Origin of the sequence: Sphingomonas sp. Leaf30 (assembly GCF_001422525.1) — a bacterium.
Lineage (GTDB): Bacteria > Pseudomonadota > Alphaproteobacteria > Sphingomonadales > Sphingomonadaceae > Sphingomonas > Sphingomonas aerolata.
On sequence record NZ_LMKZ01000001.1, the window covers coordinates 46,727 to 62,731 of the forward strand.

The window sequence follows — 16,005 nt, forward strand, 5'->3', positions numbered from 1 at the left end:
CGTGTTGCAGCCGGGTAGCACGCCGGCCGCGACACGCAAGCACAGCCCGGCAAGCTTTGGCTGGCGGAGCCCGCGACGGCCCCTATATTCGACGTCTATGCTCGACATCCAACACAGCCTCGCCCAGCCCGACATCGCTGCCCCGGTCGCCATTCGCCGGGTCGATTATACGGCGCCGGCCTGGCTGGTGCCGACGACACGGCTGGATTTCACGCTCGATCCGTCCGCGACACGCGTCATCGCGACGCTCTCCGTAACCCGCAACGGTGACCACCGCGATCCGCTGAAGCTCGATGGGGCAGGCCAGCGACCGCTGTCGATCATGGTCGACGGCGTCGCGGTCAACGACTGGCATTTCGAGGGCGAGCAGCTGGTGATCCCCCTGTCGGGCGACGCGCATGTCGTCGAAACCGAGGTCGAGATCGCCCCCGACCGCAACACCCAGCTGATGGGGCTCTATGCCTCGGGCGGCAATCTGTGCACGCAGTGCGAGGCGGAGGGGTTTCGCCGCATCACCTATTTCCCCGACCGCCCCGACGTGCTCAGCCGCTATTCGGTGCGGATGACCGCGGACAAGGCGCGCTTCCCCGTGCTGCTGGCGAACGGCGACCCCGTCGCACAGGGCGATCTCGCCGATGGCCGCCACTGGGCGGAATGGAACGACCCCTTCCCCAAGCCCTCCTATCTCTTCGCGATCGTCGCCGGGGATCTCGCGGTTAATTCGGGCCGTTTCACGACGATGTCGGGGCGCGAGGTGTCGCTCGGCATCTGGGTGCGCAAGGCGGACCTCGCCAAGACCGATCATGCGCTCGAGGCGCTGGCGCTCTCCATGGCCTGGGACGAGGCGACCTATGGCCGCGAATATGATCTCGACGTGTTCAACATCGTCGCGGTCGACGACTTCAATTTCGGCGCGATGGAGAACAAGGGGCTCAACATCTTCAACTCGCGCTACATCCTGGCCGACCCCGATACCGCGACCGATTATGACTATGACGCGATCGCCGCGGTCGTCGCGCACGAATATTTCCACAACTGGTCGGGCAACCGGATCACCTGCCGCGACTGGTTCCAGCTGTCGCTGAAGGAGGGCTTCACGGTCTATCGCGATCAGGGCTTCTCCGCCGACCAGGGCAGCCGCGCGGTCAAGCGGATCGAGGACGTCCGCGGCCTGCGCGCGTCGCAGTTTCCCGAGGATTCAGGGCCGCTCGCGCATCCCGTCCGCCCCGAATCCTACCAGGAGATCTCGAACTTCTACACCGCGACCATCTACAACAAGGGCGCCGAGCTGATCCGCATGATGGCGGCGATCCTCGGGCCGAAGAACTTCCGGGCGGGGACCGATCTGTATTTCGACCGCTTCGACGGCACCGCCGCGACCTGCGAGGATTTCGTCGCCAGCATGGAAGAGGCGAGCGGGATCGATCTGACGCAGTTCCGCCTCTGGTATTCGCAGGCGGGGACACCGCGCCTCTCGGCGAGCCTGTCGCATGATCCCGTGGCGCGGAGCGCGACGCTGACACTGGCGCAGCATGTGCCCGCCACGCCGGGCCAGCCGGACAAGGCGCCGATGGTCCTGCCGCTCGCGATCAAGCTGTTCGGCGCCGACACGGGCACCGCGCTGATCGACGAACGGCTCGTCCTGCTCGACGGGCCGGGCGAGACGATCCGGTTCGAGGGGATCGACGAACGCCCGGTCCTGTCGATCAATCGCGGCTTTTCCGCGCCGGTCGTGGTCGAAAGCGATCGCAGCGCGGCGGATCTCGCCTTTCTCAGCGCGCATGACGACGATCCCTTCGCGCGGTACGAGGCGATGCAGCAGCTGATGCTCGAGACGCTCGTGGCCAGCGCGAGCACGGGTCGCGCGGAGCATGACGGTGTGATCGCCGCGGTCGCCCGGACGCTGGAGGATCCCGATCTCGACCCCGCCTTCATCGCCGAAGCGGTGATGCTGCCGTCCGAGAGCTTTATCGGCGACCAGATGCGGATCGTCGATCCCGACGCCATCTTCCGCGCGCGTGACGGCCTGCGTCTCGATCTCGGCACGCAGCTCGAACGCCAGTGGCGCCAGGCGCATGCGCGCGCCGGTTCGGCACCCTTTGCCTATACGCCCGAGGGCAAGGGCCTGCGTCGGCTGCGCTCGGTCGCGCTCGCCTATATCATGGCGAGCGACGCCCCCGACGCCGCCGAACTGGCACTCGCGCAGTTCGAGGGGGCGGACAACATGACCGACCGCCAGGGCGCGCTGACCGCGCTCGTCAGTTCGACCGCGGCACAGCGCGACACGGCGCTCGACCGCTTCTACGCGCGCTACAGCAGCAATCCGCTGGTGCTCGACAAGTGGTTCCAGACCCAGGCCCAGTCGTCACGCGACGATACCGGCACGGTCGTCGCGGCGCTCGCGCGCCATCCCGACTTCACGCTGACCAATCCGAACCGCGCGCGCGCGCTCATCGGCGCGTTCGCGGCGAACCAGCGCGCCTTCCATGCGATCAACGGCAGCGGCTATCGCTTCCTTGCGGATCATCTGATCGCGCTCGACCGGATCAATCCGCAGACCGCGGCAAAGCTCCTGCCGCCGCTCGGTCGCTGGCGCCGGTTCGACGCCAAACGCGCCGGGCTGATGCGCGCGGAACTCGAGCGGATCCTGAACACGCCCGGGCTGTCGCGCGACATGGTCGAGCAGAGCTCGAAAAGCCTCGAGGGCTAGGCTCCGGGCCGTATTCGGCCCGGGCGGCGGCGCGTCAGAAGAGGCGGCCGCCGTTCGGGACTGGCTCGGACGGTGCGATCAGCACGACCTTGCCGTCGGCATCGGGAAAGCCCAGCGTCAGCACCTCGGACATCATCGGCCCGATCTGCCGCGGCGGGAAATTGACCACCGCGGCGACCTGGCGGCCGACGAGCGTCTCAAGCGAATAATGGTCGGTGATCTGGGCCGAGGATCGCTTGGTCCCGATCGTGTCACCGAAATCGATCGTCAGCTTGAACGCAGGCTTGCGGGCCTCGGGAAAGGGCTCGACCGCGATGATCGTCCCGACCCGGATATCGACCCTGGCAAAGTCGTCGAACGCGATTCCGGGCTCGGCCATCGTCAGAAGTCCACATTGTCGTAATGCGCGGGCGGCGCGATCAATTCCATGCGCTCGCTCAGCAAGGGACGGAAGCTCGGCCGGCTCTTGAACCCGCGATACCAGCGTGCCGTCTGGTCGTGCCCCTTCCAGTCGATCCCGCCGAGATAATCCGTGACCGAGATCTGCGCCGCGGCGGCCAGATCAACGAGGCTCATCGTCGCGCCGCCGAGCCAGTTGCGGTGATCGAGCAGGTAGTCGGTGTAATCCAGATGTCCCACCGCCGCCTTCATCGCCTCGCGCAAGCCTTTCGCATCGGGTGCGGCGCGGTGCGCGAGGCGCTTGACCATCCGCTCGTGGAGCAGCGGGCCGGTCACGTCGCGATAGAAATGCGTATCGAACCACGTCACCAGCCGGCGGATCTCCGCGCGGTTGGTCGCGGTGCCGTTGATCATCGCCGACTTCTCGACGGTTTCCTCGAAAAATTCGCAGATCGCCATCGAATCGATCAGCGGCGCGACGCCGCGCGACGCATCGACCATCACCGGCGTCTGACCCGCGGGGTTCATGTCCATGAACTCGTCACGCCGCTCCCAGGGCGATTCGCGGACGAGCTCGTAGCCGATGCCCTTCTCGCCCAGCAGCAAGCGCACCTTTCGCGAGAAGGGACATAAGGGGAATTGATAAAGCTGCCACATAGCGTCCGTTTAGGCGGCATCGGGCGGGTGTGTCACTAGCGCGGGTTTGCCGGTGCGTAAGAAGATTGGGTTCGCGCGAAGGCGCGGAGGCGCGGAGGTGTCGCGCTCGCTGTGAGCGAAGCTCCTTCATCACCGTTCGCGATCAAGAAGCGAAGAGGGGATTCAAGCTCCGCGTCTCCGCGTCTCCGCGTGAACCCCCTTCTTTCCCCCTCCCCGGCGAAGGCCGGGGCCCAATTGGGGGCCGTAGGTAACGAGGCACCGCGCTCCGTTACTGCAACCTTTCCAACTGGGCCCCGGCCTTCGCCGGGGTGGAATAAGCGGCAGAGCTATTCAGCCGCGACCAGCTCCGCGCTGTCATCCAGCGGATGCGGCAGCCGCGTCAGCATTTCCTTCGGCACGATCTGCCAGAAATGCGGTGCCACCCGGTCCCAGTCCTCGAGCAGGCCCTTCGACCATTTGCTGTCGGTCGTATCCGCATGGTCGCGGACGAGGTCGAGCAGGACGTCCGCCCAGTGGAGCGATTTCACCCGGTCCCAGGTGATGTTCTCAGGGTTGGCGCGCTTTGCGAACAGGCCCTCGGGATCGTAGACGAACGCCATCCCGCCGGTCATCCCCGCGCCGAAGTTCGCCCCCACCGCGCCGAGCACGACCGCGATTCCGTTGGTCATGTACTCGCAGCCATTCGCGCCACAGCCCTCGACGACCACGGTCGCACCCGAGTTGCGGACTGCGAACCGCTCGCCCGCCTGCCCCGCCGCGAACAGCCGGCCGCTGGTCGCGCCATAGAGCACGGTGTTGCCGATGATCGTGTTGTCCTGGCTGGCGAGCGGCGAGCTCACCGCGGGCCGGACGATGATCGTCCCCCCCGACAGTCCCTTGCCGACATAGTCGTTCGAATCGCCGAACACCTCGAGCGTGATCCCCTTGCAGAGGAACGCGCCGAGCGACTGGCCCGCCGAGCCCCGCAACCGGATCGTGACGTGATCGTCGGCGAGCGTCGACATGCCGAACTTGCGCGTGATCTCGCTCGACAGCCGCGTCCCCACAGCACGGTGCGTGTTGCGCACCGAATAGGTCAGCTGCATCTTCTCGCCGCGCGAGAACACCGCCGCGGCATCCTTGATGATCTGCGCGTCGAGGCTGTCGGGCACTTCGTTGCGGAACGTCGACAGCGAGAAGCGCCGCTCGGCATCCGACGCATCGACCTTGGCAAGGATCGGGTTGAGATCGAGATCGTCGAGATGCTCGGCACCGCGGCTGACCTGCCGTAACAGCTCGGTACGGCCGATCACGTCGTCGAGGCTCTTCACGCCCAGCCGCGCGAGGATGTCGCGGACTTCCTCGGCGATGAACGTCATCAGGTTGATGACCTTCTCGGGCGTGCCGACGAACTTCTGCCTGAGCGCGTCGTTCTGCGTGCAGATACCGACCGGACAGGTGTTCGAATGACACTGGCGGACCATGATGCAGCCCATCGCCACCAGCGACAGCGTGCCGATCCCGAACTCTTCCGCGCCGAGGATCGCGGCGATCACGATGTCGCGTCCGGTCTTGAGTCCGCCATCGGTGCGCAGCCGCACGCGTCCGCGCAGGCCGTTGAGCGTCAGCACCTGGTTGACCTCGGACAGCCCCATTTCCCACGGTGTGCCCGCATATTTGATCGACGTCTGCGGGGACGCGCCGGTGCCGCCAACATGCCCCGCGATCAGGATCACGTCGGCATGCGCCTTCGCGACGCCCGCCGCCACGGTGCCGATGCCCGCCGAGCTGACGAGCTTCACACAGACCCGCGCGCGCGGATTGATCTGCTTCAGGTCGTAGATGAGCTGCGCCAGATCCTCGATCGAGTAGATGTCGTGGTGCGGCGGCGGCGAGATCAGCGTCACGCCGGGCGTCGCATGACGCAACTTGGCGATGAACTCGGTCACCTTGAAGCCGGGGAGCTGGCCGCCCTCGCCGGGCTTGGCGCCCTGCGCGACCTTGACCTCGATCTCCTCGCACGCGTTCAGATATTCCGCGGTCACGCCGAACCGGCCGGAGGCGATCTGCTTGATCGTCGAGTTCGCATTGTCGCCGTTCGCGTACGGCACGAAGCGCGACTTGTCCTCGCCACCCTCGCCCGACACCGCCTTCGCGCCGATCCGGTTCATCGCGATCGCCAGCGTCTCGTGCGCCTCGGGGGAGAGCGCGCCGAGCGACATGCCCGGCGTCACGAACCGCTTGCGGATCTCGGTGATCGCCTCGACCTGGTCGACGGGCACGCCCTCGGCCGGGAAGTTGAACTGGAGAAGGTCGCGCAGATACACCGGCGGCAGGTCGGATACCCCGCGCGAGAATTGCAGGTAGCTCGTATAGCTGTCGGTCGCGACCGCGGTCTGGAGCAGGTGCATCAGCTGCGCCGAATAGGCATGCGTCTCGCCGGTGTGGCGCTGGCGATAGAAGCCGCCGATCGGCAGCGTCGCGACCGCCGGATCGAACGCCGCCTCGTGGCGATCGGTCGCGTTGACGTGGAGCGAGGCATAGCCCTCGCCACTGATCTTCGCGGGCATGCCGGGGAACAGGTCGTTCACCAGGCTGCGCGAGAGGCCGACCGCCTCGAAATTATACCCGCCACGGTAGGACGAGATGACCGCGATGCCCATCTTCGACATGATCTTGAGCAGCCCCTCTTCGACCGCGACGCGGTGGCGGCGGAGGCATTCGGCGAGATCGAGATCACCGAACAGTCCGCGGCTCTGGCGATCGACGATCGCGGCCTCGGCCAGATACGCGTTCACGGTGGTCGCGCCGACGCCGATCAGCACGGCATAATAGTGCGTGTCGAGGCATTCCGCGGTGCGCACGTTGATCGACGCATAGGAGCGCAGGCCGCGACGGACGAGATGCGTGTGCACCGCCGCCACCGCGAGCACGCCGGCGATGCCGACGCGGTCCTCGCCGATCGCCTCGTCGGTCAGGAACAGTTCGCTCTTGCCCTGGCGGACCGCCTGCTCGGCCTCGTTGCGGATCCGCTGGATCGCCGCGCGCAGCTTCTCCGGGCCGCCGCCCGCGTCGAAGGTGCAGTCGATCTCGGCGACCGCGCCGCCGAAATGCGCCTTCAGCCGCGCCCAATGCTCACCGGTAAGCACCGGTGAATCGAGCACCAGCACGCGCTCGCGCTGGTCGCGCACGTCGAGGATGTTGGCGAGATTGCCGAACCGCGTCTTGAGCGACATCACGTGCCGCTCGCGCAACGGGTCGATCGGCGGGTTCGTCACCTGGCTGAAATTCTGGCGGAAGAACTGGCTGATCAGCCGCGGCTTGTCCGAAATGACCGCGAGCGGCGTGTCGTCGCCCATCGATCCGATCGCTTCCTTGGCCGATTCGACCATCGGCGACAGGATCAGCTCCATGTCCTCGATCGTCTGCCCGGCCGCGACCTGGCGTCGTGCCAGCTCGGCGCGATCATAGCGGACCACGGCATCCTCGACCGACGGCAGGTCTGCCAGCGTGTGGAACTCGCCGATCATCGCGGCATAGTCCGCCTCGCCGGAGATGCGATCCTTGACCGCGCGGTCCTGCAGCAGCCGCCCTTCGTCAAGGTCGACCGCGATCATCTCGCCCGGCCCGAGCCGCCCCTTGGCGATGATCGTCGATTCGGGGACGACGACCATCCCGCTTTCCGATCCGACGATCAGCAGCCCGTCGACGGTCAACGTGTAGCGCAGCGGCCTGAGCGCGTTGCGGTCCATGCCTGCGACGGCCCAGCGGCCATCGGTCATCGCCAGCGCGGCCGGGCCGTCCCATGGCTCCATCACCGACGCCAGATACTGGTACATCGCGCGGTGCTCGGGCGGCATGTCGGGGCTCGCGGCCTCGGGCACCAGCATCAGCTTTGCGGTCGGCGCATCGCGACCCGACCGGCAGATCGCCTCGAACACCGCATCGAGCGCGGCGGTGTCGGACGCCCCCGCCGGGATCACCGGCTTGATGTCCTCCGAATTGTCCCCGAACGCGAGGCTCGCCATCCGGATCTCGTGGGACAGCATCCAGTTCTTGTTGCCGCGGATCGTGTTGATCTCGCCATTATGCGCAAGGCACCGGAACGGCTGCGCCAGCCACCATTGCGGGAAGGTGTTGGTCGAATAGCGTTGGTGGAAGATCGCGACGCGGCTCTCGAACCGCTGGTCGCACAAATCGGGATAGAAGACCGACAGCGATTCGGCGAGGAAGAGCCCCTTGTAGATGATCGAGCGGCACGACAGCGAACAGATGTAGAAGCCCTGGATCTGCGCCGCGATCACGCGCTTCTCGATACGCCTGCGGACCAGATACAGCGTCTTTTCGAACTCGGCGGCGTCCTGCTCGTCGGGCAGCGGCCCGGCGATCATGATCTGCTCGATCTCGGGGCGCGTCGCCTGCGCCTTCTGGCCGATCACCGACACGTCGACGGGCACCTGGCGCCAGCCATAGATGGTATAGCCCGCCTCGATGATCGCGCTCTCGACGATCGTCCGGCAATCCTCCTGCGCCCCCAGATCGGTGCGCGGCAGGAAGATCATGCCGACCGCGAGCCGGTTCGGCCGCACCTTGTGCCCCGAGGCGGCCACCGCGTCGTCGAAGAACTTGAGCGGAAGGTCGATGTGAAGCCCAGCGCCATCGCCGGTCTTGCCGTCCGCATCGACCGCGCCGCGGTGCCACACCGCCTTGAGCGCATCGACCGCGGACTGCACGACGCGCCGCGACGCGCGGCCGTCGGTCGCGGCGACGAGACCGACGCCGCAGGCATCACCCTCGAACTCGGGACGGTACATGCCGTGTTCGGCGAGATAGGCGCGTTGGTCGGTCATCGGGTCAGTCATCGAGCAAACCTTCTTCCGCGACGAATCTCTGGATCGCCGCCCATGTCGTGTTCAGGGTTTCGCGCGACGCCCATGCCCGTGCCAGCTGGTTGGCACGCTTGACGGGATCGAGCGGATATTCGTGTGCAAGCGCGTTGCGGGTTCGCACCGCATCCGCCCAGACCTTGTCGCTTGCCAATATGCCAAGCGCGTGCGCACGATTGGTCACGTCGCGCGCGGTCAGCCGCTCGATCTTGCCATATTCCATGATCTTCGAGATCGCCTTGAGCGTCCGGTGCAACGTGTCCTCGAACTGCTCGAAGCGCTTGAGATAGGCTAGGACCAGCGTTTCGTCGCCAGTCGCGAGCGTATCGATCTGCACCGCATCGATCGGCATGATCGCCGCGACCAGCGAGGCGGTGTCCTCGAAGCCGATATGGAGACGCCGGCAGCTAGCCACATACTCGGCCAGAAGATTGCGTTCTTGCTCCTCGGTCACAGGACGATCCCGTCACGATAGGCGATCGCCTCGATCGGCCGTGGTGCCGTCCCGCGGGTCGTAACGATCACGTCCACGCGTTGCTCATCGATCCGTTCGAAAAGCCGTTCGAGAAAATCGTCCTTCAACTGCCAGATATCGACCGGCTGCGCGGTTTCGATGTGCAGATCGATGTCGCCGCCGCGTCGGGCGTCATCGACCCGGCTGCCGAACAGCCGGACGGTCGCATCCGCGCCGAACACGTGCCGAGCGGCCGCCTTGATCGCAGCAACCTCCTGCGTCTCCAGTCTCACGCCGCGACCTTCACGCTGGCCGCCTTGGTCTTCAGATACTTGTGCATCGTCGCCGCGACGTCGCGGCCGTCGCGGATCGCCCACACGACCAGGCTCGCGCCGCGAACGATGTCGCCCGCCGCGAACACGCCGTCGAGGCTGGTCATCAGCGTCTTGCCGTCGACCAGCACGGTGCCCCAGCGGCTCACCCCCAGTTCGGGCGTCGCGAATAGCGTCGGCAGGTCTTCGGCATCGAAGCCCAGCGCCTTGATGACGAGGTCGGCATCGACCGAATAGTCACCGGCAGGATCGGGTTCGGGCGTGCGGCGACCGCTCGCATCGGCCGCGCCCAGACGCATCTTGCGCACCCTGACGCTCGACACGCTCTCGTCACCGTCGAAGCTCTGCGGGCCCGACAACCAGACGAACTCGACGCCCTCCTCCTCGGCATTGGCGACTTCGCGCTGCGACCCGGGCATGTTCGCGCGGTCGCGGCGATAGAGGCACTTCACCGACTTGGCGCCCTGGCGGATCGCGGTGCGGACGCAGTCCATCGCGGTATCGCCGCCGCCGATCACGACGACGTCCTTGCCCTCGGCATTCAGGCTGCCGTCGTCAAACGCGGGGACCGCATCACCGAAACCCTTGCGGTTCGACGCGACGAGGAAGTCGAGCGCCGCCACCACGCCATTGGAACCGCCACCGGGCAGGTCCATCGCGCGCGCCTTGTACACGCCGGTCGCGATCAGGATCGCGTCGTGGCGCTGCCTCAGCTCGTCGAGGCTGGCGTCGTCACCGACCGCAAAGCCTTCGTGGAACACGATGCCCGCGGTCTTCAGTCGCTCGACCCGACGCATGACAATCGGCTTTTCGAGCTTGAACCCGGGAATGCCATAAGTGAGCAGGCCGCCCGCGCGGTCGTAACGATCATAGACGTGCACGTCATAGCCGTGGCCGCGCAGATATTCGGCGGCGCTCAGCCCGGCAGGCCCTGCCCCGATCACGCCGACCGACTGGCCGCGAGACTTGCCGGGGACCAGCGGCTCGACCCAGCCATTCTCCCAGGCGGTGTCGGTGATGAACTTCTCGACCGAGCCGATCGTAACCGCGCCGTGGCCCGTGAACTCGATGACGCAATTACCCTCGCACAGCCGGTCCTGCGGACAGATGCGACCGCAGATCTCGGGCATGGTCGAGGTCGCGTTGCTGAGCTCATACGCCTCGCGAAGCCGGCCCTCAGCGGTCAGGCGCAGCCAGTCGGGGATATGATTGTGGAGCGGACAATGGACCGAGCAATAGGGCACGCCGCATTGCGAACAGCGCCCCGCCTGCTCCTCGGCGGGTTCGACTGCATAGCGCGCGGCGATCTCGCGGAAATCGTCCGCGCGTTCCACCGCATTACGCTTGTCGGGATAGGATTGCTCCCGCCCGACGAATTTGAGCATCGAATCGTTCGCCATGTATGCCTCCGACAATCGCGTTATTGCGTCGTCGAAGGTTTGTCACGGCAAAAACGCCTATTATGTCAGCTAAACTGACCTATATATTACGCCAAATCTCGCAGGTCGGGGGATATATTCACAAATCTCACGGAATATATCCCGACTCGGACCTATTTCGATAGGAGCCATACCAGCGCGGCGGAGCCCGCGGCGATGCGATACCATGCAAACGGCACAAACCCGTGCTTGGTGACGATTCCGACGAACCATTTGACCACCAGCAACGCGACGACGAACGAAACGAGCGCGCCGATCGCGATCGACAGCAGGCCGACACCCTCGCCGCTGGTCAGCGCCGCATGGTTCTTCATCAGTTCGAGCCCGCTCGCCCCCAGCATCGTGGGGATGGCGAGGAAGAAGCTGAACTCGGCGGCGGTGCGCCGCTCGACGCCGAGTGCCAGCGCCCCGAGGATCGTTGCACCCGAGCGGCTGACGCCAGGGATCATCGCGAGGCACTGGAGCATGCCGATCCCGACGACGGTGCGCAGCGGGATGTCCGCGACACCGCTGATGTCGCTGCGCGGTGCGAACCGCTCGACCGCCAGAATGGCAAAGCCGCCAACGACCAGCGCGATCGCGACCACCTCGGCATTGCCGAGCAGCGCCTCGATATAATGGTGCAGCGCCAGGCCGATCACCGCGGCAGGGATGAAGGCGACCACCAGATTGCGGAGGAACAGCCAGGATTTCGGTTCGCGGCGAATGAGGCCCATGCCCACCGCCCAGAAGGTGCGCCAGTACAGGACCACGATCGCAAGGATCGCGCCGAGCTGGATGACGACGTTGAACACCTCCCAGCGCCCCGCATCATAGCCGAGCAGCCGCGTCGCGAGGATGAGATGGCCTGTCGACGAGACCGGCAGGAATTCGGTGATCCCCTCGACGATGCCGAGAAGGATGACGGTAAGAAGTTCGGACACGCAAAAGCTCCCGCAGCGCGGTGAATCAGGACTGGTCGATCAGTGTCGATGGCGGCTGGACCCGCATCGGGATCAGACCACGCGGGTCGCCGAATGCATGTCCACCTGGGTGTCGGCCCGAGTTGCGGCACGGCGACCGAACCGCCCAGCCTTGCGGAAACGGACGAGCCAGCCCGGCGCGACCGTCGACATCGGCGTCGCCTCGATCCCCATCGCCTTCAACCCGTCGACTCCGGTGACGATATTGTCGCTCTGCAGCATCCGCCACTGATCCTGGGTGATCGGCGCGCCTGGGAGGAACCCGGCCTTGGCGATCAGTGCCCCGGCAAAATCGGGCAATTCGACGATCGACGGTTCGCGGCCGATCGCGGCGGCGATCCAGCGGATCAGGTTGCCCATGGTGATGACGTCGGGCCCGCCGATCTCCAGCGTCTTGCCGCCGAACGTCTCGGGAGCCGCGGCCGCGGCGACGATCGCATCCGCGACGTTGCCGACGAACACCGGCTGAAACTTGGCACCGGCGCGCAGCACGGGCACGACCGGCGCCTTGGCGATCATTCCGGCGAAGCGGTTCACGAACTGATCCTCCTGCCCGAAGATGATCGACGGCCGCAGGATCGTCGCGTTGGGGAAGGCCGCGCGGACCGCCGCCTCGCCCTCGCCCTTCGACTTGCCATAGGCCGAGTCCGATGCGGCGTCCGCACCGATCGCCGAGACATGGACCAGCGCGCCGACCCCCGCCTTGGCGGCGGCCTCCGCCACGGTCCGCGCGCCGAGCGCCTGGACGCCGTGGAAATCACCCGCCAGCACCCCGACCAGGTTCACGACGATGTCCGCACTCTGCACCGCCTGCGCGATCGTCGCGGGCTTGGTCACGTCGGCGCCAACGAATTGCGTCTGCCCGAGCCCGCCGAGCGGCTTGAGAAAAAACGCCTGCCGCGGATCGCGCTGTGCGATCCGGACCCGCGCACCCGACGCCAGCAGCGCCTGCGCGACATAGCGGCCGACGAAACCTCCGCCCCCGATCAGCGTCACCAGTCTGTCGTTCATCGCCCGTCCGTCCAATTCTTTATGCCTGCCCGCCCTTTGCCCCAGCAAGAGGGTTGTTGACAAGCATCGCAACCCTCCACTAGAGGCGCCCTCCTACCCCGTGCCCGGATGGCGGAATTGGTAGACGCACCAGCTTCAGGTGCTGGCGATCGCAAGGTCGTGGAGGTTCGAGTCCTCTTCCGGGCACCATTCTCGCCAGGTGGGTGAGACGACGGTCAGCGCCTTAGGCGATCCGTCGGGCGGCCGATCGGCAATGCCCCAAACAATCAGATCTTAGCTCACACATTACCGACCACTTCGGCAACCGAAGCCCGGTCCGCCCCCCGTCAGATCAGCGCTCCAGCTAGGCCTGCTGCCCGGGTTCGATGCACTTCCGGCTTGAGCCGACTGACCTCAGGCGCACGCCGCCCCAGACTTCGGAAGGACCGTCAAAGACGGTGAGGTGTTAGGGTCAACCGTCCTTCCTCCGCAGTAGCATTCAGGTCCATGGTATCGGTCCCATATTCATTCCACGGATCAATCAGGCCTGATCTGCATCATAGTTAATGAAGATATCGGACATTATCTCCTATAGTAAGTGTCTGCCCGGACCACTTCCCGATCTTCCTAGAGACTGCATCCACGCCGGGGAAATTGCGTCTTGAGACCGTGCCACACGGCTTTTGGAAGAAAATGCATAGCAAATGGCATAATAGGTTCAAATCGGATGTTGATTATAGAGCTCTATAGGCGTAGGCGTCGATCAAAGACTGGAGCATATCATGTCCGAAGACATTATTGAGCTGAACGCTGTTGAATTGGCGACCGAACTGACGATCGCGTGGCTGACAAACCCCAATACGCGCACGTCCGCCGAAGAGGTTCCGTCGTTCCTCGGCAAGATGCACGACACCGTGTCTGCATTGCTGGGCACGTCGACGGAGGAGCCCGTGGTCGAGCCCGTCGCCGAATACACCCCGGCAGTCTCGGTCCGGAAATCGCTGGCATCGAAAGATCACATCATCTCGATGATCGACGGCAAGCCATACAAGACACTGCGCCGCCACCTGGCGACGCACGGCATGACGCCGATCGAATATCGCGAACGCTACGGGCTGAAGCCGGACTATCCAATGGTCGCCGAGACCTATTCGGAAAGCCGCCGTGCCATGGCCAAGAAGATCGGTCTCGGTCGCAAGCCCGGCGCCCGCAAGACCGAAGCCCCGGCTGCCGCGCCGCAGCGCAAGCGCAAGGTCGAGGCTGTCGCCGAATAGACGACGCAAGGCGACCGATCTGAGCGCCTGCAGGGGCCGGTGGTTCGCCACCGGCCCCTTTTCGCATTAGGCAGGTCGCACGCCCCGTTGCCGCCCCTCACCGCCCCGGCGGACACCGGCCGGGTTGTCGCGCCGGGCTAGCTGCCGAAACGACCCCGACGGTAGAGCAGCGTGATCGCGACGCGCCGGTTGCGCGGATCGCTCGGGTTCTTGACGATCAGCGGCTCGCGGTCCGCGACACCCTCGATCCGTTCGAAACGCGCCTCGGGCGTGCCGCCGGCGAGCAGCCGCCGTCGTGTCGCCTCGGCTCGGCCCGACGAGAGCATCCAGTTGTTCATCGCGCGCGGATCGCCATAGGGCACGCTGTCGGTGTGCCCGCGGATCATGATCGGGTTGGCCGACCCGGCGATCGATCCCGCGATCATCCCGATCAAATCCCCTGCCCTGGTGTCGAGCGCCGTCGTGCCCAGCGCGAACATCGAATAATCGGCATCGTCGATCAGGTCGATGCGCATCCCGTCCTGGGTCGGCACGAAGCGGATATGGCTCGCGAGACGCGACAGGTTCTTCGACTGTTCGATCTGGCGGAGCACCTTGCGGCGCATCGCGTCGAAATTGCGGCGATCCTCCGCATTCAGCGCGTCGAGCCCCTTCTTGTTGCCCTTGGGCCCGGTGCCGGTGTCCGCGCCGCCCGCGCCCGCATTCGGGATCGCGATCTGCGGCAGGCTGGTCTGCCCCGCTTGCGGACCGATCTTGTTCTTCGACAGGATCGATTCGCCACCCAGCAGCGCACCGCCGCCGATCCCCAGCGTGTGCGTGTCGATCAGCGTCGGCGCGAAATAGTCGGCAATACCCTTGCGCTGTTTCTCGGTCGTCGCGCCGAGGATCCACAGCAGCAGGAAGAACGCCATCATCGCGGTCACGAAATCGGCATAGGCGACCTTCCAGGCACCGCCATGATGGCCGCCATGGCCCTCGATATAGACCTTCTTGACGATGATCTTGGGCGGCTGGTTCGCCCCGTGCGGCGCGCGTGCCATCCTACTTCCCGCGCAGCCCGTCAAAAACTTCGGCGAAGCCCGGCTGGTTGCGGTGCGCGATCCCCGAGCGCGCCGCCTCGATCACCAGCGGCTGCGGATGGCCGTGCAGCGAAGCGATGATGATCTGCTTCACCACGCCGTAGATCGAGGCATCGGCGTCGAGCACCTGCTTCAGCCGGTTCGCGAGCGGCGCGACCATGCCATAGGCCAGCAGCACGCCCATGAACGTGCCGACCAGCGCCGACCCGATCATCGAGCCGAGCACCGACGGCGGCTTGTCGATCGATCCCATCGTCTTCACCACGCCAAGCACCGCCGCGACGATGCCGAGCGCGGGCAGCGCGTCGGCGAGGCTGGTCAGCGTGCCGTGCGCGCTTTCCTCCTCGTGATGATGCGTCTTGATCGACTGGTCCATCACCTCCTCGACCGCGTGCACGTCGAGCGTACCGCTCGACACCACGACGAGGCGCAGCGTGTCGGCGATCAGGTTGATCAGCGCGTGGTCCTTCAGCAGCTTGGGGTATTCGGCGAACACCGCGGAGGAATTCGGATCCTCGACATGCGGCTCGAGCGCGATCGGCCCGTCGACACGCAACATCTTCATCAGCTTGCTGACGAGAAAGATGACGTCGAGATAATCCTGCTTCTTGTATTTCGGGCCCTTGAACACCTTCATCAGCCCGCCGCCGAGACCTTTGAGCTCCTTGCCCGAATTGCCGATGATCAGCGCGCCGGCGGCGGCACCGCCGATGATGAGCATCTCGTGCGGGATCGCCTCAAGCACGGGGCCGAGCGCGCCACCGGTGAACGCGAAGCCGCCGAACACCATGACGAGCAAAACGACGATGCCGATAATCGGAAACATGGTGCTGGAAATTCCCCG

12 protein-coding genes and 1 tRNA gene are annotated in these 16,005 nt (G+C 65.7%); 3 read left to right on the forward strand and 10 right to left on the reverse strand.

Features of this window, described 5'->3' with window-relative positions:
- The first annotated feature begins 97 nt into the window (after window positions 1-97).
- The gene (pepN, locus tag ASE89_RS00195) at window positions 98-2,710 is read left to right on the forward strand and encodes an aminopeptidase N (protein WP_056672950.1); all 2,613 of its coding nucleotides are present in this window, start codon (window positions 98-100) and stop codon (window positions 2,708-2,710) included.
- A gap of 34 nt (window positions 2,711-2,744) precedes the next feature.
- Here the strand turns inward: pepN and ASE89_RS00200 are convergent, their stop codons facing one another.
- The 8 genes from ASE89_RS00200 to ASE89_RS00235 form a co-directional block, all read right to left on the reverse strand.
- Complete coding sequence (locus tag ASE89_RS00200) at window positions 2,745-3,089, reverse strand: tRNA-binding protein (protein WP_056672953.1); 345 nt, start codon at window positions 3,087-3,089, stop codon at window positions 2,745-2,747.
- A gap of 2 nt (window positions 3,090-3,091) precedes the next feature.
- Complete coding sequence (locus ASE89_RS00205; protein ID WP_031396481.1) at window positions 3,092-3,766, reverse strand: glutathione S-transferase family protein; 675 nt, start codon at window positions 3,764-3,766, stop codon at window positions 3,092-3,094.
- 326 nt (window positions 3,767-4,092) lie between these two features.
- Window positions 4,093-8,595 carry a glutamate synthase large subunit gene (gene gltB, locus ASE89_RS00210; protein ID WP_236701568.1) on the reverse strand — a complete coding sequence of 1,501 codons (4,503 nt, stop codon included), beginning with the start codon at window positions 8,593-8,595 and terminating at the stop codon, window positions 4,093-4,095.
- Window positions 8,596-8,599: 4 nt separating this feature from the next.
- Window positions 8,600-9,085: a hypothetical protein gene (locus tag ASE89_RS00215; protein WP_056672958.1), complete on the reverse strand. Its 486-nt coding sequence runs from the start codon at window positions 9,083-9,085 to the stop codon at window positions 8,600-8,602.
- Window positions 9,082-9,378 carry a nucleotidyltransferase domain-containing protein gene (locus ASE89_RS00220; RefSeq protein ID WP_056672961.1) on the reverse strand — a complete coding sequence of 99 codons (297 nt, stop codon included), beginning with the start codon at window positions 9,376-9,378 and terminating at the stop codon, window positions 9,082-9,084. Before ASE89_RS00220 ends, ASE89_RS00215 begins: the two co-directional genes overlap by 4 nt.
- Window positions 9,375-10,817 (reverse strand): NAD(P)-dependent oxidoreductase, encoded by a 1,443-nt coding sequence (locus ASE89_RS00225; RefSeq protein ID WP_056672964.1) that lies wholly within the window; start codon window positions 10,815-10,817, stop codon window positions 9,375-9,377. The genes ASE89_RS00220 and ASE89_RS00225 overlap by 4 nt, the downstream gene beginning before the upstream one ends.
- Before the next feature lie 152 nt (window positions 10,818-10,969).
- Window positions 10,970-11,779: an undecaprenyl-diphosphate phosphatase gene (locus tag ASE89_RS00230; protein ID WP_056672967.1), complete on the reverse strand. Its 810-nt coding sequence runs from the start codon at window positions 11,777-11,779 to the stop codon at window positions 10,970-10,972.
- Window positions 11,780-11,851: 72 nt separating this feature from the next.
- The gene (locus tag ASE89_RS00235; protein ID WP_056672970.1) at window positions 11,852-12,829 is read right to left on the reverse strand and encodes a complex I NDUFA9 subunit family protein; all 978 of its coding nucleotides are present in this window, start codon (window positions 12,827-12,829) and stop codon (window positions 11,852-11,854) included.
- Between the two features lie 102 nt (window positions 12,830-12,931).
- Between ASE89_RS00235 and ASE89_RS00240 the strand changes: the two genes are divergently transcribed.
- Window positions 12,932-13,018, forward strand: a tRNA-Leu gene (locus ASE89_RS00240).
- 572 nt (window positions 13,019-13,590) lie between these two features.
- Complete coding sequence (locus tag ASE89_RS00245) at window positions 13,591-14,082, forward strand: MucR family transcriptional regulator (protein ID WP_031394198.1); 492 nt, start codon at window positions 13,591-13,593, stop codon at window positions 14,080-14,082.
- Between the two features lie 137 nt (window positions 14,083-14,219).
- On the opposite strand, the gene ASE89_RS00250 is transcribed toward ASE89_RS00245, so the two are convergent.
- The gene (locus tag ASE89_RS00250) at window positions 14,220-15,122 is read right to left on the reverse strand and encodes a flagellar motor protein MotB (protein ID WP_056672975.1); all 903 of its coding nucleotides are present in this window, start codon (window positions 15,120-15,122) and stop codon (window positions 14,220-14,222) included.
- 1 nt (window position 15,123) lies between these two features.
- Entirely contained in the window at window positions 15,124-15,987 is an 864-nt protein-coding gene (motA, locus tag ASE89_RS00255) for a flagellar motor stator protein MotA (protein WP_031394196.1), read from the reverse strand.
- Window positions 15,988-16,005: the final 18 nt, after the last annotated feature.

Coding starts and splice junctions, on each gene's coding strand:
- pepN (WP_056672950.1), top strand. CDS start 98: ATGCTCGACATCCAACACAGCCTCGCCCAGCCCGACATCGCTGCCCCG.
- ASE89_RS00200 (WP_056672953.1), bottom strand. CDS start 3,089: ATGGCCGAGCCCGGAATCGCGTTCGACGACTTTGCCAGGGTCGATATC.
- ASE89_RS00205 (WP_031396481.1), bottom strand. CDS start 3,766: ATGTGGCAGCTTTATCAATTCCCCTTATGTCCCTTCTCGCGAAAGGTG.
- gltB (WP_236701568.1), bottom strand. CDS start 8,595: ATGACCGACCAACGCGCCTATCTCGCCGAACACGGCATGTACCGTCCC.
- ASE89_RS00225 (WP_056672964.1), bottom strand. CDS start 10,817: ATGGCGAACGATTCGATGCTCAAATTCGTCGGGCGGGAGCAATCCTAT.
- ASE89_RS00235 (WP_056672970.1), bottom strand. CDS start 12,829: ATGAACGACAGACTGGTGACGCTGATCGGGGGCGGAGGTTTCGTCGGC.
- ASE89_RS00245 (WP_031394198.1), top strand. CDS start 13,591: ATGTCCGAAGACATTATTGAGCTGAACGCTGTTGAATTGGCGACCGAA.
- ASE89_RS00250 (WP_056672975.1), bottom strand. CDS start 15,122: ATGGCACGCGCGCCGCACGGGGCGAACCAGCCGCCCAAGATCATCGTC.
- motA (WP_031394196.1), bottom strand. CDS start 15,987: ATGTTTCCGATTATCGGCATCGTCGTTTTGCTCGTCATGGTGTTCGGC.